Annotated in this window: 24 protein-coding genes; 15 read left to right on the forward strand and 9 right to left on the reverse strand. The window is 34.5% G+C overall.

All coding sequences use genetic code 11. The features are described 5' to 3' along the window. Positions 1 to 116: 116 nt before the first annotated feature. Entirely contained in the window at positions 117 to 845 is a 729-nt protein-coding gene (locus tag ACNQGX_RS04180) for a biotin--[acetyl-CoA-carboxylase] ligase (RefSeq protein WP_417974298.1), read from the reverse strand. A gap of 97 nt (positions 846 to 942) precedes the next feature. On the opposite strand from ACNQGX_RS04180, the gene rsfS reads away from it, so the two are divergent. From rsfS to ACNQGX_RS04215, 7 genes are all read left to right on the forward strand, one after another. After that, positions 943 to 1314: a ribosome silencing factor gene (rsfS, locus tag ACNQGX_RS04185; RefSeq protein WP_039109645.1), complete on the forward strand. Its 372-nt coding sequence runs from the start codon at positions 943 to 945 to the stop codon at positions 1312 to 1314. Between the two features lie 19 nt (positions 1315 to 1333). After that, entirely contained in the window at positions 1334 to 3262 is a 1929-nt protein-coding gene (gene ftsH, locus ACNQGX_RS04190; protein ID WP_131916371.1) for an ATP-dependent zinc metalloprotease FtsH, read from the forward strand. 116 nt (positions 3263 to 3378) lie between these two features. After that, the gene (locus ACNQGX_RS04195; RefSeq protein WP_417974301.1) at positions 3379 to 3981 is read left to right on the forward strand and encodes a lactate utilization protein B/C; all 603 of its coding nucleotides are present in this window, start codon (positions 3379 to 3381) and stop codon (positions 3979 to 3981) included. Between the two features lies 1 nt (position 3982). Then, entirely contained in the window at positions 3983 to 4873 is an 891-nt protein-coding gene (locus ACNQGX_RS04200; protein ID WP_417974303.1) for a phosphatidate cytidylyltransferase, read from the forward strand. Continuing rightward, a complete protein-coding gene (locus ACNQGX_RS04205) occupies positions 4863 to 5513 on the forward strand; it encodes a phosphatidylserine decarboxylase family protein (protein ID WP_417974305.1) in 651 nt (216 codons plus the stop codon). Before ACNQGX_RS04200 ends, ACNQGX_RS04205 begins: the two co-directional genes overlap by 11 nt. A 2-nt stretch (positions 5514 to 5515) precedes the next feature. Beyond that, entirely contained in the window at positions 5516 to 5785 is a 270-nt protein-coding gene (locus ACNQGX_RS04210; protein WP_417974307.1) for an acyl-CoA-binding protein, read from the forward strand. 92 nt (positions 5786 to 5877) lie between these two features. Then, positions 5878 to 6651, forward strand: coding sequence for a superoxide dismutase (locus ACNQGX_RS04215; RefSeq protein WP_417974309.1), 774 nt, complete (start codon positions 5878 to 5880; stop codon positions 6649 to 6651). A gap of 33 nt (positions 6652 to 6684) precedes the next feature. Here the strand turns inward: ACNQGX_RS04215 and ACNQGX_RS04220 are convergent, their stop codons facing one another. Next, positions 6685 to 8550, reverse strand: a complete 1866-nt coding sequence (locus ACNQGX_RS04220) for an alpha-amylase family protein (RefSeq protein WP_417974311.1) — start codon at positions 8548 to 8550, stop codon at positions 6685 to 6687. Positions 8551 to 8829: 279 nt separating this feature from the next. Between ACNQGX_RS04220 and ACNQGX_RS04225 the strand changes: the two genes are divergently transcribed. From ACNQGX_RS04225 to hemN, 8 genes are all read left to right on the forward strand, one after another. Beyond that, positions 8830 to 10461: an OstA-like protein gene (locus ACNQGX_RS04225; RefSeq protein WP_417974312.1), complete on the forward strand. Its 1632-nt coding sequence runs from the start codon at positions 8830 to 8832 to the stop codon at positions 10459 to 10461. Between the two features lie 58 nt (positions 10462 to 10519). After that, positions 10520 to 11707: an aspartate aminotransferase family protein gene (locus tag ACNQGX_RS04230; protein WP_417974314.1), complete on the forward strand. Its 1188-nt coding sequence runs from the start codon at positions 10520 to 10522 to the stop codon at positions 11705 to 11707. A gap of 224 nt (positions 11708 to 11931) precedes the next feature. Beyond that, on the forward strand, positions 11932 to 13329 hold the full coding sequence (locus ACNQGX_RS04235) for a tetratricopeptide repeat protein (RefSeq protein WP_417974316.1): 1398 nt from the start codon (positions 11932 to 11934) through the stop codon (positions 13327 to 13329). Beyond that, positions 13329 to 14078: a shikimate dehydrogenase family protein gene (locus tag ACNQGX_RS04240; protein WP_417974318.1), complete on the forward strand. Its 750-nt coding sequence runs from the start codon at positions 13329 to 13331 to the stop codon at positions 14076 to 14078. The genes ACNQGX_RS04235 and ACNQGX_RS04240 overlap by 1 nt, the downstream gene beginning before the upstream one ends. A gap of 342 nt (positions 14079 to 14420) precedes the next feature. Next, positions 14421 to 16445 carry a DUF349 domain-containing protein gene (locus tag ACNQGX_RS04245; protein WP_417974320.1) on the forward strand — a complete coding sequence of 675 codons (2025 nt, stop codon included), beginning with the start codon at positions 14421 to 14423 and terminating at the stop codon, positions 16443 to 16445. A gap of 144 nt (positions 16446 to 16589) precedes the next feature. After that, the gene (locus tag ACNQGX_RS04250; protein ID WP_417974322.1) at positions 16590 to 16937 is read left to right on the forward strand and encodes a hypothetical protein; all 348 of its coding nucleotides are present in this window, start codon (positions 16590 to 16592) and stop codon (positions 16935 to 16937) included. Between the two features lie 101 nt (positions 16938 to 17038). Further along, the gene (locus tag ACNQGX_RS04255) at positions 17039 to 17515 is read left to right on the forward strand and encodes a hypothetical protein (protein ID WP_417974324.1); all 477 of its coding nucleotides are present in this window, start codon (positions 17039 to 17041) and stop codon (positions 17513 to 17515) included. Between the two features lie 100 nt (positions 17516 to 17615). Then, the gene (gene hemN / locus ACNQGX_RS04260; protein ID WP_417974326.1) at positions 17616 to 18980 is read left to right on the forward strand and encodes an oxygen-independent coproporphyrinogen III oxidase; all 1365 of its coding nucleotides are present in this window, start codon (positions 17616 to 17618) and stop codon (positions 18978 to 18980) included. Positions 18981 to 19051: 71 nt separating this feature from the next. Here hemN and ACNQGX_RS04265 read toward each other — a convergent pair whose 3' ends face one another. The 7 genes from ACNQGX_RS04265 to ccoS form a co-directional block, all read right to left on the reverse strand. Beyond that, on the reverse strand, positions 19052 to 19753 hold the full coding sequence (locus ACNQGX_RS04265) for a sulfite exporter TauE/SafE family protein (RefSeq protein ID WP_417974328.1): 702 nt from the start codon (positions 19751 to 19753) through the stop codon (positions 19052 to 19054). 73 nt (positions 19754 to 19826) lie between these two features. After that, positions 19827 to 20279 (reverse strand): FixH family protein, encoded by a 453-nt coding sequence (locus ACNQGX_RS04270; RefSeq protein ID WP_417974330.1) that lies wholly within the window; start codon positions 20277 to 20279, stop codon positions 19827 to 19829. Between the two features lie 42 nt (positions 20280 to 20321). After that, complete coding sequence (gene ccoG, locus ACNQGX_RS04275; RefSeq protein ID WP_417974332.1) at positions 20322 to 21740, reverse strand: cytochrome c oxidase accessory protein CcoG; 1419 nt, start codon at positions 21738 to 21740, stop codon at positions 20322 to 20324. A gap of 76 nt (positions 21741 to 21816) precedes the next feature. After that, positions 21817 to 22716: a cbb3-type cytochrome c oxidase N-terminal domain-containing protein gene (locus tag ACNQGX_RS04280; RefSeq protein WP_417974334.1), complete on the reverse strand. Its 900-nt coding sequence runs from the start codon at positions 22714 to 22716 to the stop codon at positions 21817 to 21819. 27 nt (positions 22717 to 22743) lie between these two features. Then, positions 22744 to 22914: a cbb3-type cytochrome oxidase subunit 3 gene (locus ACNQGX_RS04285; RefSeq protein ID WP_131916349.1), complete on the reverse strand. Its 171-nt coding sequence runs from the start codon at positions 22912 to 22914 to the stop codon at positions 22744 to 22746. Positions 22915 to 22919: 5 nt separating this feature from the next. Then, the gene (ccoN, locus tag ACNQGX_RS04290; RefSeq protein WP_417974336.1) at positions 22920 to 25109 is read right to left on the reverse strand and encodes a cytochrome-c oxidase, cbb3-type subunit I; all 2190 of its coding nucleotides are present in this window, start codon (positions 25107 to 25109) and stop codon (positions 22920 to 22922) included. Positions 25110 to 25153: 44 nt separating this feature from the next. Next, positions 25154 to 25345 (reverse strand): cbb3-type cytochrome oxidase assembly protein CcoS, encoded by a 192-nt coding sequence (ccoS, locus tag ACNQGX_RS04295; protein ID WP_131916347.1) that lies wholly within the window; start codon positions 25343 to 25345, stop codon positions 25154 to 25156. Positions 25346 to 25354 lie beyond the last annotated feature (9 nt).

Below are 25354 nucleotides of genomic sequence, written 5' to 3' on the forward strand. Positions count from 1 at the left end.
GTTTCCTTAATCACCAAAATTTTTGCATGTGCCATAATTACTGTTATAATATAGTCCAAATTTACCATAAAAAAACCAATTATCAAAATTGGTCTATATTATATTTTCGTTTGGTATTAATACAACATTTGAATTTCTTTAATATCAAATTCAGCAATACTGTCATCTTCCAGAAGAATTTCAAGTTTCCCAACAGCAGAAACCCCTTGAATAATCCCCATAAAATTGCAATTATTTTGATCTGAAAAAGGCATCGGTATTCCTTTTTTATATAATTTATTACTATAACCAGACCATAAAACGGCAGGATTGTGTTTGCATAACTTCACATTTTTTTCTATTGCGTCACAAATTGAAAAAAGAAGTTCCTCTTTATCAAATTTCGCAGCACAAATAACCGCCAAAGAAGAGGCTTTTGGTAGATTTTCAAAATTGGTTTGATTCACATTTAGTCCTAAACCTACAATAGAAATAATAGTTCCGTCACTTTTGATGCTGTTTTCGATCAAAATGCCACCTATTTTTTTGTTGTATGACATTATGTCGTTAGGCCATTTTATACTAAGATCGGGAATCTTAAATGATTCTAAAACTTCCATTACAGCAAGTGAAACCGCTATATTCAGATTGAAAATCTGACAAATATTCGATAAAAAATCCTTAACCAAAACACTCATTATTAAGTTTTTACTCGCCTCAGAAGCCCAAACAGCACCCATTTGACCTTTCCCCTTTGTTTGGTTCTCAGCAGTTACAATAGTAAAATTTTCGAGCTCTTGTTTATTCGATAACCCTTTAAGGAATTCGTTTGTAGAATCTATGGCATCGAGTTTGATTAGTTTCATATACGTTTTTTTGTGAAACAGAATTTAATATTATGTTAAGGTTCAAAAATAATCACAAAAAATGGTAACTTTACAAACTTATATATAAAAATAATTCATGGCGAAAAAGACTATAAATAATGACGTTCTATTGGCGAACATCATTAAGGGGATAGAAGAGGTAAAAGGAAATGATATTGATATTCTTGATTTAAGAGAAATAGATACCGCGGTATGCGACTATTTCATCATCTGCAATGGTAACTCAAATACACAAGTTAACGCAATAGTAAACTCCATTCAAAAAACAGTTTCTAAAGAATTAAAAGACAAGCCTTGGCATGTTGAAGGAACTGATAATGCCGAATGGGTACTAATGGATTATGTAAATATTGTGGTTCATGTATTTCAAAAACACATCCGCGAATACTACAACATCGAAAGTTTATGGGGCGATGCAAAAATAACTACCATTGAAAACAAATACTAAAGAAACATAACTCCTAGTAATGGCTAAAGATAATAATCCAAATTCGAATAAGTTTAAAATAAGCCCTTGGTTAATTTATACTGCAATATTATTAATTTTCTTGTTTATAAGTTTTATAACTGGCGGTTCTAGTTTAAACGAACCAGGTCAATTAACTTCTTCTAAATTTAACGATTATTTAGAAAAAGGCCAGATCGAAAAAGTTATAGTTTACAATAAAACAGAAGCTGAAGTTTTTCTTAACGCTACAGCATTGAAAGTTGCAGCACACAAGAAAGTTTCTAAAGACGTTTTTGACAGACCCAACAAAGGGCCTCATTATACTTTTGATATTGGTAACGACCAAATATTCCAAAACAAACTGGAAAAGGCAGTTGCTGAAGGCAAATTGAAAGATTTTAATTTCTTACCCAAAAACAATTGGTCGGATATTTTAATCAGTTTATTGCCAATCATTATTATTATAGCTGTTTGGATATTTATCATGAGAAAAATGTCTGGTGGTGGCGCTGGTGGCGGTGGCGGACAGATTTTTAACATAGGGAAATCAAAAGCTAAACTTTTTGACGAAAAAACAGATATCAAAACTACTTTTAAAGATGTAGCCGGTTTAGAAGGGGCAAAAGAAGAAATACAAGAAATTGTTGAATTCTTGAAAAACCCTGAAAAATACACTAATCTGGGTGGAAAAATACCAAAAGGAGCTTTACTGGTTGGACCTCCGGGAACTGGAAAAACTCTATTGGCAAAAGCTGTAGCTGGTGAAGCACAAGTACCATTCTTCTCTTTATCCGGTTCTGATTTTGTTGAAATGTTTGTAGGTGTGGGTGCATCCCGTGTGCGTGATTTATTCAAACAAGCCAAAGAAAAATCTCCTGCCATTATATTTATTGACGAAATTGACGCAGTAGGTAGAGCCAGAGGAAAAAGCAATATGTCCGGTGGAAATGACGAACGTGAGAATACGTTGAACCAATTACTGACAGAAATGGACGGTTTTGGCACTAATTCTAATGTAATTGTTTTGGCTGCGACAAACAGAGCTGATGTCCTGGACAAAGCATTAATGCGTGCCGGTCGTTTTGACAGACAAATTTTTGTAGACTTACCAGACATTCGGGAACGTGCTGAAATTTTTAAAGTACACCTTGCACCTTTGAAAAAAGTAGAAGGATTAGATACTGACTTTTTAGCCAAACAAACTCCAGGTTTTTCTGGTGCTGATATTGCAAATGTGTGTAATGAAGCTGCTTTGATTGCCGCAAGAAACAACAAAACTGCGGTTGACAAACAAGATTTCCTTGATGCTGTTGACAGAATTGTAGGTGGTCTTGAGAAGAAAAATAAAATTGTAACTCCCGAAGAAAAGAAAGCGATCGCTATTCATGAAGCGGGTCACGCAACAGTTAGTTGGATGCTTGAACATGCAGCTCCATTAATTAAAGTAACCATTGTTCCTAGAGGACAAAGTTTAGGAGCCGCTTGGTATTTGCCAGAAGAACGTTTAATTGTTCGTCCGGATCAAATGCTAGACGAAATGTGTGCTACTATGGGTGGTAGAGCTGCTGAAAAAGTAACTTTCGACAGAATTTCGACTGGTGCATTAAGCGATTTAGAAAAAGTGACCAAACAAGCCCGTGCTATGGTAACGGTTTATGGTTTGAATGAAAAAATTGGAAACGTAACCTATTACGATTCAACAGGACAAAGCGAATACAATTTTTCTAAACCGTATTCAGAAGAAACGGCCAGAGTTATTGACGAAGAAATCTCATTACTAATTGAAGGTCAATACCAAAGAGCGATTCAAATATTAGAAGAAAATAAAGACAAACTGAATCAACTGGCAAATATCTTAATCGAGAAAGAAGTCATATTTAAAGATGATTTAGAAGCTATTTTCGGAAAAAGAACATTTGATAAAAATCTTGAGGAAGTCGTATCTTAGAAAACACATAAATTATTTAATTATTTTTAAAATCTTAATTCAAAAGCTACTTTTGAATTAAGATTTTTTTATCTTTGGACGTTTTCAAATAACAAATTATAGTATTTTACAAAAATATGAGTCTTTTTAGAAAAATTTTTGGTTCTAGCAATCCGGCTTCTGAGGAAGATCAAGAAAGCGAATTTAGTAAATCCCATACTGATAATGCAACCTCTATAGATGAAAAATTTATCTACAATTTTAAAAAAAATGGTGGTAAGTTTTTGTATTGCGAAAATTCTGAAGAAATAAAAGAACAATTTGAAAACATATTGGAAGAAAACGATTGGTTTGAAAGCGAAGTTTTATGCTATGAACCAGACCTTTTTGGAATGCTTAATGACAATAAACTTACCTACAACAAGCCTGTAAATCCTAAATTTCTTCTTGCAAGTTGTGAAAATTTAATTGCGGAGGAAGGTTCTATTTTATTCTCTTCAAAACAAATTAAACAAAACAAACCTAACGAGTTACCTACCAATATTATTATTATAGCGAATACAAGCCAAATTCTTGCTGCAAAAAGCGACGGACTTAGCGCCATAAAAAAGAAATACGAAAGAGATTATCCTACCAACATTACTACAATAAAATATTTCGAGAAAGCTAAAGAAGAAGATTTTACACAGTACGGAAGTTCAGCAAAAAATCTATATTTATTGCTTTTAGAAGACCTTTAATATGAATGAAACTCTAAAACGAGCTATATCAGGAGCGATTTATATTATATTGTTACTTGCTTCTATTTTATATTCCACTGAAAGCTTTTTTATTCTTTTTGGTATCTTTCTTATTATTGCAATTTATGAATTTTGCAATTTAATCCAAATACATAAAGTATTTCCAATTATTTTTGGAACAGCTTTATATACTACAGTAACACTCGTAAGTCATTACAATAAAATCACTACAGATACTATCAACCAGATATTCAATACTGATTTAAAAATAGCAGTAAATATTCAAAAATTAGATGTCGTTTTATTGGTTATAGCATTGGTGATATCTATAAAGTGTATCCTTTTTTTATTTTATGACAACATTCAAAAAATAAGCACTTCATCAAAATACCTCTTTTTATTAGGGTATATTATACTGCCATTTGTATTTATCACAAAAATTTCATTTGGAATATATGACTATAATCCTAAAATTATAATTGGATTATTCATATTAATCTGGACTAATGATACCTTTGCTTATGTTGTAGGCAAATCTATGGGTCGGACCAAATTATTTGAAAAAATATCCCCTAAGAAAACAATTGAAGGGTTCTTAGGAGGAATCGTTTTTGCGGTTTTGGCGGGTTATTTAATATCAAAATACTACATAAAAGCCAATCCTGAATTTAGTGAAAGATCTATCCTGATTTGGACTTCTATTGCTGTTATTGTTGGAATTGCAGGTACTATAGGAGACTTAATTGAATCTAAATTCAAGCGTATTGCAGGCGTAAAAGACAGCGGAAACATAATGCCTGGCCATGGAGGCATACTAGATCGATTAGATAGTGTTATATTTGTAGCACCAATTATTTTTTTATTTTATCAAATTTTAAACTATGTTTCATAAAGAAGGAACCCAATCTATTTTATTAGCTACAATTTTCACGGCTATTGTACTTTTATTGACAGACAATTTTATTGACACGAGCTGGATTAAAATGACTATTCAATTAGCAACTTTGTTGTTTTTGATAATCATCCTGCAATTTTTCAGAAATCCAAAACGCACCGCTATTCTAAACGAAAATCATATCATTGCTCCTGTAGATGGAAAAGTGGTTGTCATAGAAGAAGTTTTTGAAGGAGAGTATTTCAAAGACAAACGCTTGCAGATTTCCATATTTATGTCGCCCATTAATGTGCATGTCACTCGTTATCCGCTTAGTGGATTAGTGAAATTCAGCAAATACCATCCTGGGAAATTCCTGGTGGCTTGGCATCCAAAAGCGAGCGAAGAAAACGAAAGAACAACCATAGTGATCGAAAATAAAACATTCGGCGCTGTTTTATACCGTCAAATTGCAGGTGCATTGGCAAAAAGAATTGTAAATTATGCCCAAGAAGGAATGCAGGTAATTCAAGGAACTGATGCCGGTTTTATAAAATTTGGTTCAAGAGTAGATGTCTTTTTACCATTGGGAACACAAGTAAATGTTGTACTGAATCAAAAAGCAATCGGAGGAAAAACTATTATTGCTACAAAATAAGCATGATTAAAAAAGATTTAGATACTCGGTTTTTAGAAGCGGTAGAAATAGCCTCTGAAATGACTCAGGCATCTTTACCTCAAGATGTACAATTGCGTCTTTATGCTTTCTATAAACAAGCTACTTTTGGAACTTTAGATTTAAAACAAACATCATCATACCATTTGAGAGATGCTTTTAAAACCAATGCCTGGATGCAAATTAGCCATCTTACTCCAGAACAAGCCAAAGAACAATACATAGAAATGATACATTTACTGATCAAAAAATAATACAAATTATGAAATCGCCATGATTCAAAATCACAAACAGGAATGAAGAATGGCGATACCATATTCCGCTAAAAAACAAATATTATCTTCATATGAAAAAACTGAATTTTTTAATTTCTGTTTTATTTTTATTTATGACTTTACTTTCTTGTAACAATAAGAAATTAACTGAGGTTGTTGAAGTCCCTCTACCCACAACGGAACAAAGTGTTTCCATCATGGGATCTCCGGATGATGTAAAGGCAAATGAAGGCTCATTTCAACTAGAAAAACTACCTTATGCTTATAATGCGTTGGCACCAAATATATCAGCCACTACTTTAGAAATGCATTATTCCAAGCATTATCTTACCTATACTAACAATTTGAATAGCGCTGTATTAGGAACGCCTTTAGAAAATCTGACAATTGAAGAAGTGTTGTCGAAATTAGACCCTAGTGACGCTGCTCTTCGCAACAATGCCGGTGGATTTTACAATCATTCCTTATATTGGAAATGTATGGCTCCAAAAGCAGGAGGTGAACCAACAAATACATTAGCGGAAGCAATTACTAAAGATTTTGGTTCATTTGAAAACTTCACCACTTTATTCAAAGGAGAAGCTACAAAACAATTTGGTTCCGGTTGGGCATGGCTTGTGGTTGACAGAACAGGAAAACTTCAGGTAACCAGCACTTCAAATCAGGACAATCCTTTGATGCGTAATGCAGTTGTTCCCGGAACTCCAATATTAGCTTTAGACGTATGGGAACACGCTTATTATTTGGATTACCAATACCGAAGAAAAAATTATATCGATGCCTTTTTCAATGTAATTAATTGGAAAAAAGTAGAAGAAAATTACGATGCAGCTATAAAAAAATAATGCTCTAGTTTTAAATTATAAAAAGGCTCTTTTTTACAATTGATAAATAAACGATTCCGAAGGCGCGATTGTAATCAGTACTTTTCCTTCTCCATTCAACACCTGCAACTGAACGGAACTTTTATGATACAATTGATCCGTAAGTGTATAATTTCCGTCTTTCAAATTCCATTTCTGGATAACATCCAAAGGGATTTTTAATTCGAAATTGCTAGTGGTATCACCTGAAAAATTAGTAATAACGATCAGTTTTTGAGTATCAGACCAACGCGTAAAAGCATAAATTCCAGAATCATAACCCTGAGTCGTTTTACGATTTATCGTTTGGATTTCTTGATATTTTCCCATTAATGCCGAACTATTCAAAGAAAAATTCAGCAATTTTTTATAAAAATCACGTAAGTCTTTTTCATCCTGCGTTAATTGACCTCCGTCAAATTTCCCTCCGTTCATCCAACGTTGATGATTCGGAACTCCAATATAATCAAAAATTGAAGTTCTGGAATGCGTTCCAAATCCTGCATTTTCATTTCCGACCTCTCCTACTTCCTGTCCAAAATAAACCATCGTAGGCGAAGTGCTTATGGTAGTGGAAACGACCATCAAAGGTTTTCCTTTCTGTGGCGTTCCCGCAAATTCTGGACTAGCCAAACGTTGCTCATCATGATTGTCTAAAAAATGAAGCATGTGATGTTCAATATCTGCCATTCCGTTTTGTATGTCTGATAATCCATCAGGCAATGCTTTTCCCTGAATAATATCTTTTAATTTATCATAGGTTTCTACTTTGTCATATAAATAATCCATTTTACCCAAATGAACGTAATTTCGATATTCTTTAGGATTATACACTTCGGCCAATAAAAAAGCATTTGGATTTTTTGTTTTAATTGCTGAATTCATGTAGCTCCAAAATTCATACGGCACCATTTCGGCCATATCAAATCTAAAACCATCAACTCCTTTAGCGGTCCAATACAAAGCGATATCTTTAAATTTATCCCAAGAATCCGGAACGTCTTTTCCTTTCCAAAAAGTATAATGTTCCTGATAGGATTTGGTGTCAAAACCAGCAGGAAGTTCCGGGAAATCTTTGGAGCCATCCGGACGAATACCATAATTTACTTTGATGGTTTCATACCAATCATTACGATCTGGTTTTGCCATACGAGAACCATTACCGGTCCATTTTGCTGGGTTTTCTTCAAATTCGCCATCTATTAATGGATTATTCTCACCATTTAATGGTTTATCCGTATTAGGTACTTCAAAATGCGTATTTGGTATATAATAGAAATTATTGTCTCTTTTGTATTCAACAGAAACATCATCATCAGCTCCAAAATCTCTAACGCCAACCGGATTATTCTTTCCTTCGTATTTACGCGCAATATGATTAGGAACAATATCAATTATGACCTTTAATCCCGCTTGGTGTGTTCGCGCGATTAAAGCTTCAAATTCCTGCAAACGATTAGCCGGATTTACGGCTAAATCTGGATTTACATTGTAATAATCTTTTACGGCATAGGGAGAACCTGCTCGTCCTTTTACCACTTCCGGGTCATCATTGGAAATTCCAATAGCCGAATAATCCCGTATCAAAGCATGATGCGGAACTCCGGTGTACCAAACATAAGTGACTCCCAAATCCTTTATTTCCTGTAATGCGGTATCCGTAAAATCGTTGAACTTCCCTACTCCATTTTCTTCAATGGTTCCCCAAGGTTTATTGGTGGTATTTTTATTTCCGAATAATCGGGTAAAAACCTGGTACACCACTTCTTTTTTATTAGAGACTGACTCTTTCTGTTCTGCGTTCATTTTAAACACTTTCGTTTTACAAGCCGTTGCTAAAAGTACCACGCTAATGCCTGCAACAATAGTTATTTTTTTCATCCTACAAATTATTTATGCTGATTTCAATCTTTTTTTATGTCAAAATGAATATCAATTTTTAAATTTAATATTTTTTAAATAGAAGAAGTCTATATCATTTGAAATTAAATAATTCTGTTTTTAAAAACGGACACTACAACGAAGGAGTTCTACCATTTGTTGATAACTTTAAAAGTATATCGTTACTGTTTTTTGGTTCCCTTTTAACTAATTATAAATATATCCTAATATGGATTAGGATTGTTTCCTTTTTCATAAATTTGACAAAAATTAAATCCATTGAAGAAATCGCTGTTTTTCCTTCGTTATTGTTTGATACTGCTTGCTACTAATTTGGTTTTGGCGCAAGCTCCAAAAAAAATTATTGTAGAAAACTCTGATTTTTCCGATGTAAATCAAGTAGAAATTCCTGATGCGGTATTACTCACCGGAAATGTGCGTATCAACCATGACGGCGTAGTACTAACTTGTAATAAAGCTTATTTTTTTCAAAAAGAAAATTATTTGAAAGCCTTTGGAAATGTACAATTAGTTCAAGGCGACACTTTATTTTTAAACAGTAAATATGCTGAATACAATGGAAATGTAAAAAAAGCACTTGCTTCCGGAGATGCCGTGATGAGTTCCCCAGATGCGACTTTGGTGACAGATATTATTAATTTTGACCGAAACATTCAAGAAGTATTTTACGATACACCAGGGACAATTACCAATAAAGACAATACGCTAAAAAGTAACTCAGGAAGATATTATGTGAAACAAAAGAAATTCCAATTCCTGACTGCGGTTACCATTACAAATCCAACATATGTAATTAAATCAAATCATTTGGATTATTTCAGTAATTCCGGGCATTCCTATCTTTTTGGACCGTCAACAATTACCAGTAAAGCCAATTATATTTATACCGAAAAAGGATTTTATGATACCAAAAAAAACCTGGCGCATTTCCTGAATAAATCGTACATCAGATACGATGATCGGGTGATTAAAGGCGACAGTTTGTATTATGACCGAAACAGGGAATTTGCATCGGCAACACGAAATGTAAAAATAACGGATTCCATCAATCGCGGAATCGTAAAAGGACATTATGCTGAAGTGTATAAAAAACTGGATTCGATGTTTGTGACCAAAAGAGCCGTTGCCGTGAATTTTGTCGAGAATGATTCGGTTTACATCCACGGAAAAAAATTAATGGTAACCGGAAAAGAAGGAAACCGAATTATCAGAGCGTTCAATAATGTCCGATTTTTTAAAACAGATATGAGTGGCAAATGCGATTCAATTCATTCGAGTTCCAAAACAGCTTTGACGAAAATGATTGGAAATCCGATACTATGGAACGCAGAAAACCAAATCACAGGCGATGTAATGCATCTTATTGGAGACAACAAAACTCAAAAACTAGATTCATTAAAAGTCCTCAATAATACGTTCATAGTCTCCAAAGACACGATAGGAACCGGCTACAATCAAGTCAAGGGACAAAATCTCTACGGTAAATTTGAGGAAGGAAAACTACATGATGTCGATATCGTGAAGAATGCCGAAGTCATCTATTACATGCGGAACGAAGCCCAAGAACTCATTGGTATCAACAAAAATGTGAGCAGTAAAATCAATCTTATTTTAGAAAAAAATGAGATAGAAACCATCACCTTTTTTCAGCAAGTGGATGGCGATATTTATCCCGAAAAAGATTTACCGGAAAATGCCCGTAAACTACGAGGATTAGTCTGGCGTGGTGATGAACGAATAAAATCCAAGGACGATATTTTTCCTCCCGAAGAAAATGAAGACAACGATAAAATAGCCAAAGCAACCAAATCAGCTGAAGCTAAAGAAGACGTTCCTATGAAAATCAGGAAAGAAACCTTGAATTACGATAAGAAGAAAGGGAAAAAATAGTGTTCAGTCGCAGTATTCAGTTTTTCTAAAAACGATTAAACTAATAAACTAATAAATTTTGAATACCGATTTCTTAAAATACCAGACACAAACATCTCCTTATCCATTGGGTATGGAAGTGTCACATGCTGTAGGTTCTTATATTTACGATACCAATTCTAAAAAATACTTGGATTTTGTGGCTGGAGTTTCCGCTTGTACATTGGGACACCAACACCCGAGAGTCAATCAAGCCATCAAAGATCAATTAGATAAATATTCACACGTCATGGTGTATGGCGAATATTCCCAAAGTCCGGCAGTTCAATATTGCAAATTACTAGCCTCACTCCTGCCCGCTCCTTTAGACAAAACCTATTTGGTCAATTCAGGTACCGAAGCCATTGAAGGTGCCTTAAAACTCGCCCGAAGAACTACAGGCAGAAGCCAATTGATCTCTTGCCACAATGCCTATCACGGAAATACAATGGGTTCCATGAGCGTTATGGGATTTGAAGAACGCAAACAAATTTTTCGCCCGTTGATTCCTGATGTTGATTTTATCACCTTCAACAACGAAGACGATTTACAAAAAATAACCACCAAAACCGCAGGAATTATTCTGGAGACCATTCAAGGAGGCGCCGGATTTATTCAGCCACACAATGATTTCCTTAAAAAAGTACGTCAACGCTGTACTGAAGTGGGCGCGATGATGATTCTCGATGAAATCCAACCGGGCTTCGGGAGAACCGGAAAACTTTTCGGTTTCCAAAATTACGATGTCGTTCCTGATATTGTGGTTATGGGAAAAGGAATGGGTGGCGGAATGCCTGTAGGCGCTTTTACCGCCTCATCTGCTATGATGGATTTGTTGAGTCACGATCCAAAACTGGGTCATATCACGACTTTTGGAGGCCACCCTGTCATTGCGTCAGCCTGTTTGGCGACTTTGCAGGAAATTACTGAGACCAATCTGATGGCCGAAGCCATGGAGAAAGAAAAGCTATTCAGATCACTTTTGGTACATCCTTTGATACAAGAAATAAGAGGAAAAGGTTTGATGCTAGCCGCAATGACCAAAAGTGCCGATATAACAAACGAAGTGATTCTCAAATGTCAAGACAAAGGACTCATTTTATTCTGGCTGCTTTTTGAAGGATGCGCCATTAGAATAACACCTCCTCTTACCATTTCTGAAGAAGAAATACGAGAAGGTTGCAGCATCATACTTGAAGTAATGGATGAAATTTTGAACAAGAATTAATAGTTAAAAATATAGCAATTGGGAGCTATTTCCCGCTTTCCGAGCTATCGGGACGTTGCAATCCACGCGAAAAGCGTGGGATTTCCACTCTTATCAGGGCTATGGCATCAGTATTAAACCAAAGCTTTTTTTGTTAATTAAATTGTTCACAACAATTCTAACTTTCCCTCACAGTACAAGCACGATTACCTAAATTTATTTAGGCCAAATTAAAAACACACAGTATGCAATTAAGCAACGAAGAAGAAGACTATAACTTATCCCTGTCTAAATTTGAGTCCATGTTGAAAACCAACAAAGTGCTCTTTTTTGACTCCGAAGAATTTGAAGAAATTATTCTTCATTATCTCGATATGGGTAAGGCCGCTTTGGCAAAAAAAGCACTGAAACTGGCATTGGAACAACATCCAAAATCTACCGGACTAAAATTAGTTCAAGTGGAAATGCTAGTCTATGATGACAAACTCGAATTAGCCGAAAAGCTATTGAATGAGTTGTATGCCATTGAACCAACCAATGAAGAAATCTACATTCAAAAAGCCAATATCTGCTCCAAAAGAGACCAACACGAAAAGGCAGTTGAATTGCTAAGAATAGCTTTAAAATACACCGATGATTATGCTGATGTCTATAATTTAATAGGCATGGAATATCTTTTTATGGACAATCTTGAAATGGCAAAAGAAAGCTTTATCAAGTGTTTAGAAGAAGATCTGGAAGACCAATCCGCATTGTATAACGTAGTGTATTGTTTTGAATTTTTAGATCAAAACCAAGAAGCGATTACCTATTTGAACAAATACATTGACAAAAACCCTTACAGCGAAATCGCCTGGCATCAACTGGGGCGTTTGCATTACGGCGTAAAAGAATATGAAAATGCGATTCGCGCCTTTGATTATGCCACTTTAATCGATGATGAATTCCTTGGCGCTTTCATGGAAAAAGCAAAAGCGTATGAACGTTTAAAAAAATACGATGAAGCCATTGAAAGCTACAGCAGAACCATTGAATTAGATGATGCCACTTCGTATGCTTTACTCCGAATGGGAAAATGTTATGAAAGATTAGGCAACAAAGCTTTAGCATTAAAATATTTTAATCAAACCGTGCATGAAGATCCACTTTTAGATAAAGGCTGGATTGCCATCACTGACTTTTACGTGCGTCAAAAAAATTACCAAAAAGCGTTATTTTATGTCAACAAAGCATTAGCTATTGACAACCAAAATCGTTTGTATTGGAAACGTTTTGCGACTATTAACAAACAAATGAACTTCTTTGAAGAAGCTGAATTTGGTTACCGAAAAGCAGTAGAATTTGGTGATTACGGATTAGACACTTGGTTATTCTGGGTGGATATCCTTCAGTTTTTAGGGGAATTCGAAAGTGCTATTCAAACGTTATTACAAGCTTCTGAATATTTTCCGGAAGAAAATGAAGTCGAATACCGTTTAGCCGGATTGTATTTTATGCTAACGGATAATACAAAAGCAAAATTCCATTTAAGCAATGCCTTACGATTGAATTTTGACAATTACATTCTTTTAGAAGATTTATTCCCGGTAGTTTGGGCAAAAAAAATGGTACAGAATTATATTGCAAAACATAAAAAACAATAATGGTTGACATAGTTAGAAAACGCTTTGGATTATTAGGACGCAACATTAATTATTCTTTTTCTAAAGGGTATTTTACCGACAAATTTAATAGCGAAAACTTTGCAGGTTGTACCTATGAGAATTTTGACATTCCTGAAATAACGGCCTTTCCAGAGGTAATTAAAAACACTTCGGATTTAAAAGGAATGAATGTTACCATTCCGTATAAGGAAACAGTAATTCCGTTTTTGAATAAATTATCTAAAAAAGCGGAATTAATTGGTGCTGTAAATACCATTAAAATTACAAAAAAAGGAAAACTGAAAGGCTACAATACGGACTATTATGGTTTCAAAAAATCATTAGAACCGTTATTGCAACCGCACCATAAAAAAGCCTTGATTTTAGGCACAGGCGGCGCTTCTAAAGGAGTGGCGTATGCATTGGACGAACTGGACATTCCATACACTTTTGTTTCGAGAGAAGCCAAAGAAAATGCAATCGACTACAACCGAATCAACGCAACTACATTTGATAATTACCAAATCATAATCAACTCGACTCCGGTAGGAACAAGTCCCAATGTGGATGCATTTCCATTACTTCCTTATGAGTTTTTTACGGAGAAGCACATTGCGTTTGACTTGATTTACAATCCCACCGAAACACAATTCCTTAAAAAAGCCAAACAACAAGGAGCACAAATCAAAAATGGTTTGGATATGCTTATTTTTCAAGCGGAAAAAGCTTGGAAGATTTGGAATAAATAATCTAAATACGGAGTTAACTTCTTAAACGTATTTGAGTACGTAAAAAACCACTCTTTTTGAGTGGTTTTTTGTTTGAAAGAACAAATCAAACTCGAGAAAAAAATTCACAATTGAAACCCCAAAACCCTAGCCCTGATGGCAGCGGCATCCTTTTTTGTTCGCCTTTTTCGCGAACAAAAAAGATAGGCATCCCGATAACTATCGGGAAGCAGGAAATTGCTTCAAAAAAAACTATCTCCTAACCTAAAACGACTATAAATAAAGGATTTATTTTGAAATTTCATGCTCCTTTACTATCTTTCGTGTTCGATAAAAAAAATAGAAACCTTACACATTGAAAAAATGTTAGAAGAAAAGAATGATAACCTGCTTGAAGCAGATGGAAATTTAGAACACAATTCTGTTGAATCTACTCCATTAGAACCAGAAGTTTTGGAAACGGAAACTGTAGCGGAAACTAGTGACAGCGTTACTACGATTCCTGCAGAAGACAATGTAGCAACTCTTAATGATGAAGAATTGTTAGGCGCTGAACCTATTATAGAGACTGAAAACCAGACTGTACTAGATGCTATTTCCGAAACAAATGCAGCGGAAAGTGAGGATGAAACGTTGAAGGAACGTCATGAAATTCCAATGCAGGATTATGATACCTTATCACTTGAAGCACTGGTAGACGAACTGAAAAGTTTAGTTTCCAATGAAAAAGTAATGTCATTTAAGGAGCATATTGAAGAAATCAAAAAAGCATTTTTGGCTAAATACAACCACCTTCTTGAAGAGAAAAAAGAGGAGTTTCTAGCCGAAAATCAAGATCCAAACGAAGAATTTCAATATCATTCTCCACTAAAAACAAATTTTGATAAATATTATTCTCTTTTTAGAGATACAAAAAATACCCATTTCAAGAGTTTGCAAACGAATCTAAAAACAAATTTAGAAAACCGTTTGGCTATTGTTGAGGAATTGAAAGAGTTGATTAACCCACAGGAAAACATCAAAGACACTTTAAAGCATTTTAATGATTTAAGAGAACGATGGAAGACTGCCGGACCAATTCCAAAAGACAAATACAACCACGTTTGGAACAATTTCCATTTTCATGTGGAAAATTTCTACGATTATCTGCATTTAGACAGAGAAGCAAGAGATTTAGATTTCAAACATAATTTAGAGCAAAAACAAAAAATTGTAGCGCGTGTTGAAGAATTGGTGAATGAAGCCGATATTAACAAAGCATTCAGAGAACTACAGGATTTACATAGGATTTGGAAAGAAGACATTGGCCCTGTTTCCAGAGAACATCGTGATGCGATTTGGAACAAGTTTAGCGATTTGACCAAACAAATGCATGATAAACGTGAAGTTTTGTTCGAAAATCAAAGAGGAACGGAACTTGAGAATTTAGAAAAGAAAAAAGAAATTATTGCCAAAATTGAAGTTTTGGCTACCGAAAAAGTGAATGCTCATACACAATGGCTCGCTCAAATAGAAAAAGTGGAAGCGTTGCGTACTGCTTTCTTCTCTGCCGGAAAAGTTCCATCGGATGTGAATGAGGAAACTTGGGCTAGTTTTAAAACTGCTGTCAGAAATTTTAATTCTTTCAAAAATTCATTTTACAAAGACATTAAAAAAGATCAAAACGACAATTTAAGCAAAAAAACGGCTCTTGTTGCCAAAGCCAAAGAATTGCAAGAAAGTGTTGATTTTGCTGCTACCACACCTATCATGAAACAAATTCAGGATGAGTGGAAACAGATAGGACATGTGCCAAGAAAATATTCGGATAAAATCTGGAAAGAGTTTAAAGATGCCTGTAACCATTATTTTGACAAGTTAAAAGAGCAAAAGAATGAGGAAAACGGTGAAGAAGTAGAAGCTTTTGATAATAAAAAAGCCTACTTGGAAACGTTGAGAGAATTTCAGTTGACCGGAGACCACAAAACAGATTTGGATGCCATAAAATTGCATATCGAAACTTGGAAAAACTTCGGAAAAGTGCCTTTCCCAAGAAGACATATTGAAGGAAAATTCAATAAAATCTTGGATGCCCTTTTTGAAAAATTGAGTTTGAGTAAAAAAGATACTGATATGATGCGTTTTGCCAATAGAATGGATCATTTGTCTGAAAGTAATGACACTCGAAAACTGGATAACGAAAAGATTTTCCTAATGCGTAAGATTGACGAAGTTCAAAATGAAATTTTCCAATTGGAAAATAACATTCAATTCTTTACCAATACCAGAAATGCAAAAAAAGAAAATTCTATTGTATTAGAAGTTCGTAAAAACATTGCTATTCACAAGGAAAGCCTTGATGTTTGGAAAGAAAAATTAAAACAATTGAGAAATTTAAACCAGCAGTAAATTTCAGTAATCGTTAAAAATAGAAACCTCGATCTTAAATAGTTCGAGGTTTTTTTATGGAGAAAACCTATCTAACACTAAACTTTAACTTTCATTTATTAGAAAAAATTATATAAATCGAGTGACAAATTTTAGATTTGCAAAATGAATTGGTTTCGAAAAACACTTGTTTTTATTGGGCTTTTAATAGCTTTTTTATTTGCCTTTAGTGCAAATGAAACTCCTATTCATACCACCCAATCAGAGAAATCCAATTCTTCGGTTTCTGTTGACAGCATTCATTCTTCAGATTTTATACAACCACAGGTAAGTAACACATTTACTTCCTATCATAAAACTCCTGATTACACTATTGCAAAATATCTAGAAAATTTTCTGATTGCAATTCCGGATTTTAAAATTAGCACATTCTTTATTCGTTTCGCGAAACAAGACATCAATCGATGTGAGATGGTTTCGCTCCTACTCTTTCCTTTCCATTTTTTTTGGTGATTTGAAGCACTGATTTCGCTACTTATCTTCCCTTTTGAATTGATTCCTTTTGGTTTCGGTTCAACTTATCATGCTTTACAAATAACTAAAAAATAAAAAAAATGGACCCATCCGTAACAATAATTGGCCTTATACTAACTTTAATAATTGCTATTCCTCTTTTCTATGTGATTCGATCAAATTCGATTAACAAAACAAAAATCAAAACCATAAAAACCAAGTTCAGCCAAAACAATCGCTTTAATTTTGAATTAACCGAAGTACAAAATAAAAAAGTCTTGGCATTAGACGAAAAAAACAAAGGGTTTCTTTTAATGGATTTAAGTGCAAAGGAAGAAGTTGTTTCTTTTGTAGACTTAAATACGGTTCAATCTTGCAAACTGATTCCAACAACGGAGAATAATAGTGATACAATTCTAAAAATTGAATTCGAATTTCAATACAAAGAAGATAAAAAAGCAGCATTTATTCCATTTTACAAAATTGAGAATGATCAAATTGGTCAAGTTTGTTTGTATGAAGATCATCAACTAGCCAAAAAATGGGCTAAAATGATTCAGGGTTGCATCACCGTTTAAGCAATTGATTTGTTCTGTAAAAGGTTTTTTCAATATGATAATTATCATTTTAATATTTGAGCAGTCGTTCTACTTTTGATTAATGTTAAATGACTTCGCTATGAAAAATTCTTTAATTCAAAAATACAATGTTCCAGGCCCCAGATACACCAGTTATCCAACGGTTCCCTATTGGGATGAAACTGATTTTTCAGATGCCATTTGGGCAGAAACGCTAAAGAAATCATTTATAGAAAGCAATTCTTCAGAAGGGATCAGTTTGTATATCCATTTGCCTTTTTGCGAAAGCTTATGCACTTTTTGTGGCTGTAACAAGCGTATTACCAAAAATCATGGCGTTGAAAATCCGTATATAGAGGCAGTTTTAAAAGAATGGACATTATATTGTAAAATTCTTGGAGAAAAACCAACTATAAAAGAGATTCATTTGGGTGGTGGAACTCCCACATTTTTTTCTACTAAGAATTTAGAGGATTTAATAAATGGTATTTTTGTTCATGCCAAAAAAGCCAAAGATCATGAGTTTAGTTTTGAAGGTCATCCAAATAACACGACGCATGAACATTTGCAAAAGCTTTACGATTTAGGCTTTAGAAGAGTGAGTTTTGGTGTTCAGGATTATTCAGAGAAAGTACAAAAAGCAATTCACCGTTTGCAGCCTTTTCATAATGTGGCAAAAGTTACCTTCTGGGCCAGAGAAATTGGGTATACTTCCATAGGTCATGATATTATTTTTGGATTGCCATTTCAGGAAATAGAGGATATAATCGATACGATTGAGAAAACAAAATCATTACAGCCCGACCGATTGGCATTTTATAGTTACGCGCACGTTCCTTGGATTAAAGGCAATGGACAACGCGGTTTTAACGACGAAGACATTCCAAAAGATGATAAAAAGAGAATACTTTATGAAACCGGTAAAAAATTATTGTATGAAAACGGGTATCATGAAATAGGGATGGATCATTTTGCGTTGAAAACAGACAGTTTACATGAGGCTTTTCAAAACGGCAAACTGCACCGCAATTTCATGGGCTACAGCTCTTCAAAAACACAATTGATGATTGGATTGGGAGTTTCTTCCATCAGTGACAGTTGGTATAGTTTTGCACAGAATGTAAAAAATTTGGAAGATTATTATCAAGTATTAGAATGGAATAAATTACCGGTTTTCAGGGGGCATTTACTGACTAATGAAGACCTCATCATCAGAAAACACATTCTGAATTTAATGTGTCAATTTGAAACTTCCTGGAAAAACAAAGAGGGTTATTTCAATGAAATTCCAGACATTATACTTCAATTGAAAGAAATGGAAAATGATGGATTAGTAATCATTAAAGACAATAGCATTGCCGTTACAGAAAAAGGGAAACCTTATGTTCGCAATATTTGTATGGCATTCGATTTACGTTTGAAGAGAAAAGCACCGGAAACCGAATTATTTTCGATGACAATCTAATAATTCCTAATCTTACAAAATAAAAAAGCACGCTGAATGGCGTGCTTTTTCTATGCTAAACTATGAAAAAATTAGTGACAATTCGGATCGGCTTGAATAAACAAACTCATATTAGATGGAGAAATGTAAGGAATTCCCAATCCCAATCCTCTTAAAATAAATAAACAACCAATGCATACCGCTACATAAGGAATCGCTTTTTGGATTCGGTTTCGAATAGGCACCGTTAAAAATGAATTGATAAACACGACACTACTCATCATAGGAACGGTTCCTAATCCGAATAAAATCATATACAAAACCCCCAAACTTTCACTCTGCATGGCGATAGCACCAAACAAGGCAACATAAACCATTCCGCAAGGCAAAAAGCCATTCAGCAAACCAATAGTAAATAGGGATTTATAACTCTTGTTTCTAAACTGACTTCCTAAAGCCGTTTTGATCTTGGATATTAATTTAAAAACAGGTTTTGAAAAATTGTATTTCGCAAAAATTTTATCTGGCGTTACAACTATAAGAATCATGGCTACACCAATGAATATGGATAAATTCTGTTGTAAACCGGCCATAAAAAAACCTTTCCCAAGCAGTCCAAAAACAAAGCCTATTGTGGCGTAAGCCGTTAATCTTCCTAAATGATAGGTAATGATTTGAGTTGCTTTTTTAGTCTGATTCGTTCTGTCTACGGGTAACATCATAGCAATAGGACCGCACATACCAATGCAGTGAAAACTACTTATTAAACCGAAAATGAAGGCAGTGTAAAGCATTTTTTTAGTCTAATGTCATAAAATCAAAAGTCTTAAAGCCAATTCCTGGGCTTTCTGACTTTTCACTTTAAGACTAATTAAGATATATCGTTTCTTTAGACAAATACGATTTTCCATCATATTGCCATTCCATATTAATGTCCCATCGACCGCCTGCCAAACTTTTTTTAGGTATGAGCAAAGTAGTAGCATCAGATAGTGAAATGGGAATTTCAAAATCTAATTTTTTGTTAGACGGTCTGTAAAAGGACACTTTACCTTTGATGTTTTTTGGAACAAATACTTTTGGGAATGCTATTTCAACTCCATTTGAAACAATGTTTATTGTTGGCTTTTGAGCCAAATCTTCTACATTTTGAACACGAGCCATTTCATCTCCAAAATGCGCATCATGTTTGTAATATTCTTCTACAACTAACTCATTGTCATATTTTGAATCGGATTGTACCGTAAAAACAAAATACAAAATGAAGGTTATAAACAAACCAAAAGCGATTACGATTCCTGTTCCCCAGCTAATTTTCATGATCTATTTTTTTATAAATTCTAATCCTAGGTTAAAAGGATATTAATCAAAACTTCGCGGACTCAAAAAGTTAGTGCTGCTGGCTTCAATTTTTTCATCTCCATTATAAACCTCAATTTTCAGTTTTGTTTTATCGCTGTCCAATAAATTTTGGTTGATTTCAACAAACAGCGTTCCGCTATTCATACCTTGTTTTGGTACTTTTAAATCTTTCTTCCCAACCACTTTTAAAGTTCCTTTTATGCCCACCAATTTGAAATGAATATCATTAAAATCAGTGTTGGTTTTATTGATAATTTTAAAAGTATAAATGTTACTGATATTTTCGCCTTTGTGTTCAAACAACTGACCCGGAAGCCTCAATATACTGGCTTCAACATCAGAACGTAAAAACAACAATCCAATCAAAATACCTGTCAAAATGAATAATACGGCTGAATAGCCTTTCATTCTGGGCGTGAACTTGAACTTTACTTTTTTCTCGATTTCCTCTTCCGAAGCATAACGAATCAGTCCTTTAGGCAATCCTATACCGTCCATAATCGTGTCACATTCATCAATACAAGCGGTACAATTGATACATTCCATTTGTGTCCCGTTTCTGATATCAATTCCGGTTGGACAAACATTTACGCATTGCTTACAATCGATACAATCGCCTTTTCCGGTAGCTGCTCTATCTTCTTGTTTGTTGAATTTAGCCCTGCCCACTTCTTTTTCGCCACGAACAAAATCGTACGCTACATTTATCGATTTATCGTCTAATAAAACGCCTTGCAATCTTCCGTAAGGACAGGCAATAATACAAACTTGTTCTCTAAACCATGCAAAAATAAAATAGAAAACTCCTGTAAAAATCAATAACGAAACCAAAGTACTCAGATGATTTTCAGGTCCTTCTTCAATCATTAAAAGCAACTTATCACTGCTGATAAGATACGCCAGAAAAACATTGGCAATAAAAAAAGAAATGATTAAAAACAGAGTCCATTTAAAGGCTTTTTTTCTAATTTTCTCTGCATTCCATTCCTGTTTTTCCAAACGAATCTGAGCACCGCGATCGCCTTCAATCCAGTATTCTATTCTGCGGAAAACCATTTCTAAAAAGATGGTCTGCGGGCAAATCCATCCGCAAAATATTCGTCCATAAATCACCGTAAAAAGAATGACGAAAACGACACCAATAATCATAAAAAGAACGAACAGATAAATATCCTGTGGCCAAAATGGAAATCCGAAAATATTAAATCGTCGCTCCAATATATTGAACATCATGAACTGATTGTCATTTATTTTTATAAAAGGATTCGCAACAAGTGCAATCAGTAAAAAATAACTAACCCATTTCCTGTAATCATAAAACTTTCCGGAAGGCTTTTTGGGGAAAATAAATTTTCTGTTTCCTTCTTCATCAATCGTCCCGATGGTATCTCTAAAAGCTTCGTCTGGTAATTTTGACATTTTTTTTTATTTAAAACACAAGTTCAAAATAATTATTAAAATTCTTAAGCTAAATAAAAACGCGTGTTTCTAATTGTTATTTAACTGCAACTGTAACATTTTCTTCTACCCAAACTTCCCCTTCCGGAGCTTTAGCAGCTGGTGGATTGCTTCCTTTCAAGGATAAAATATAACTGGCAACTTTTTGCATTTCTTTAGGTTTCAATGTTCCTTTCCAAGAAATCATTCCTTTTCCATCACGTCCTCCATTTACCAGCGTATGAAATACATTTTTTATTCCACCACCTAAAATCCATTGCTCATCCGTTAGATTTGGTCCAATCTGTCCTCCACCGTCAGCTCTGTGACAAGCTGCACAATTGGTAGTGAAAATTTCTTTTCCAGCTGCTAGATCGGCAGGATCTGTCAACAAGGTCACCGTTTTTTCATCCATCATGTCCGGAGCAGTTTTCATATATTCTGCAATATCAATTTTGGCTTGAGCAACTTCTTTTTTAAGTTCCATCTCTTGATTGTCAGCTCCTAAAACTTCATATTGCACCATATAAACAACCCCAAAAAAGATACTAGCATAAAATAAATACACCCACCATGTCGGTAAATTATTATCTAACTCTTTGATGCCATCGTAATCGTGTTCTAATAATAACTGATCTTCATTTGCTAATGGCTCGGTTTTAGTCAATTTTTCCATCAATTTTTTATACCACTCACTATCCTTGAAACTCAAATCATTTGTTTCATTTAATTTGACTTTTTGTTCCTCAGTCAATAAATGATAGGTTATATTGTCAACTGCTTTCATCGTGATTTCTATTGCTATCAAAAGGAAAAGAAATACGAATAAGAATACAGAAACCATTGGAAATTTTATAAAAGCAGGTCGATCTCCTGAGTCTATGAAATATTCCATTGCCATCATTACAGCAAAGAAAATAACAGGTACTCTAACGTATACTGGAATTAATTTTTTCATTTTCTAAATTTTAAAAAATTATACTATTTAATTGTCTCTTAATGGAATTTGACTCAATTCATTTATCGTTTCTTTCTTGTAGGAGAACACCCACAGACCCAAGCCCACGAAAAAGACGAAAAAAATTAATAATGATAAGATGGGATAAATTGCCACACCTTCAATCGTTTCCATATTGTGTTTTATTTGTTCGAACATAACTTTTATTTTTTAGCGATATCTTTTACTTTAATATCCGTTCCAAGTCTTTGCATATAAGCAATCAAGGCAACGATTTCCCTTTCGTTCATTGGAACAAATTTCTCTCCTCTGGCTTCGGATTTTTTCTTGCTTTCGTCATAACTTTTCACGAAGTCAGGATCATTTTTCAAGCTTTCTTCAATTGCAATAGCTTGTTTTCTTAAATCATCTAAACCACTTGCAATCTGAGCTTCTGTGTAGGGAACACCAAGTGTCACCATAACCTGCATTTTCTTTTGAGTCAAAGAAACATCCATTGGTTTATTGTCAAACAGCCACTTGTAACCTGGCATAATTGAACCTGCAGAGGTGCTTTGCGGATTCCAAAAGTGGTTAAAATGCCAATTGTCATTGTATTTTGCTCCTACTCTTAATAAATCCGGACCTGTACGTTTTGATCCCCAAAGGAATGGATGATCGTATACAAATTCTCCTGCTTTAGATTGCGGTCCATAACGTTCTACCTCACTACGGAAAGGACGAACCGACTGCGAGTGACAACCTACACAACCTTCACGAATGTATAAATCACGTCCTTCTAATTCTAATGGAGAATAGGGTTTTACACTTGCAATGGTTGGAATATTAGATTTAACCATAATCGTTGGTACAATTTGGATAACACCACCAATTAAAATTGCAACTGTTGCCAAAATAGTTAACTGAATAGGTTTTCTTTCTAACCAAGGGTGGAATTTTTCCCCTTTAACTCTTCCTGCACTAATTTTCAATAATTCAGGAGCTTCCGCTAATTCATCTTCAATTTTAGAACCTGCTCTTACGGTTTGAATAATATTATAAACCAAAGTAAACATTCCAATTAAATAAAGGGTTCCACCAATAGCTCTCATCCAATACATTGGCATGATTTGAGTTACTGTTTCCAGGAAGTTACCGTAGGTTAAAGTTCCGTCCGGATTAAATTGTTTCCACATAGATGCTTGTAAAAAACCGGCAACATACATTGGAATCGTATATAATATAATACCTAAAGTACCTATCCAAAAGTGAAAATTAGCTAACTTAAGAGAGTACAAATTGCTTTTGGTCATTCTGGGAACCAACCAATAAATCATACCAAATGCCATAAATCCATTCCAAGCCAATGCGCCAACGTGAACGTGAGCAATAATCCAATCCGTATAATGCGCGATAGCATTTACATTTTTAAGCGATAACATCGGACCTTCAAAAGTCGCCATTCCGTAACCGGTAATCGCTACCACGAAGAATTTCAAAACGGGTTCCACACGCACTTTATCCCAAACGCCTCTCAACGTTAAAAGTCCGTTTATCATTCCACCCCAAGATGGAGCAATCAACATAATAGAAAAAGCAACTCCTAAATTTTGTGCCCAGTTAGGCAAAGCAGAATATAATAAATGGTGCGGTCCAGCCCAGATGTAAATAAAAATCAACGACCAAAAGTGAACAATTGACAGTCTATAAGAATATACCGGACGATTCGCCGCTTTTGGAACAAAATAATACATTAATCCCAAGAAAGGTGTGGTCAAGAAAAACGCTACCGCATTATGACCGTACCACCACTGTACTAAAGCATCTTGAACTCCTGCATAAACAGAATAACTTTTCATTCCGGAAACCGGCAATGATAAACTATTGAAAATATGTAAAACTGCCACGGTAACGAATGTTGCCAAGTAAAACCAAATCGCAACATATAAATGGCGCTCTCTACGTTTTAAAATGGTTCCAATCATATTGATCCCAAAAACAACCCAAATCAATGCAATCGCAATATCTATTGGCCATTCTAATTCGGCATATTCCTTTGAAGAGCTATATCCCAACGGTAATGATATGGCTGCAGCGACAATAATTAATTGCCAACCCCAGAAATTAAGATTACTCAAAAAATCACTGAACATTCTGGCTTTTAACAATCGCTGTAACGAGTAATAAATACCGGCAAACATTGCGTTCCCTACGAAGGCAAAAATAACGGCATTGGTATGTAAAGGTCTTAATCGACCGTAACTCAACCACGAAATACCATCAGTAATATTTGGAAAAAGGAACATAAAGGCCAATGTAAGCCCCACCAACATTCCTACCACTCCAAAGACAATGGTCGCGTAAATGAATTTTTTTACAATTTTGTTGTCATAATAAAACTGCTGCATTTCCATAATTAAATCTGTTTTTATTTTAATTTTAGTGTTTAAATTGAATATTATAAAGTCGTTGAACTTTCGGCTTTCGGTTTTTTAACTTTCGACTGAATTAGCTCATCGTCAAATAGCATTCTGACTGATGGCGTATAATCGTCGTCATATTGACCTGTTTTTACTGCTCGTATAAAAGCAATAAAGAAACCAATGGCGACTATTATACTGATGGAGATTAATAAATAAATGACACTCATACCTTAATT

It is taken from the genome of Flavobacterium glycogeni (genome assembly GCF_048286775.1).
In the GTDB taxonomy this organism is placed as follows: domain Bacteria; phylum Bacteroidota; class Bacteroidia; order Flavobacteriales; family Flavobacteriaceae; genus Flavobacterium.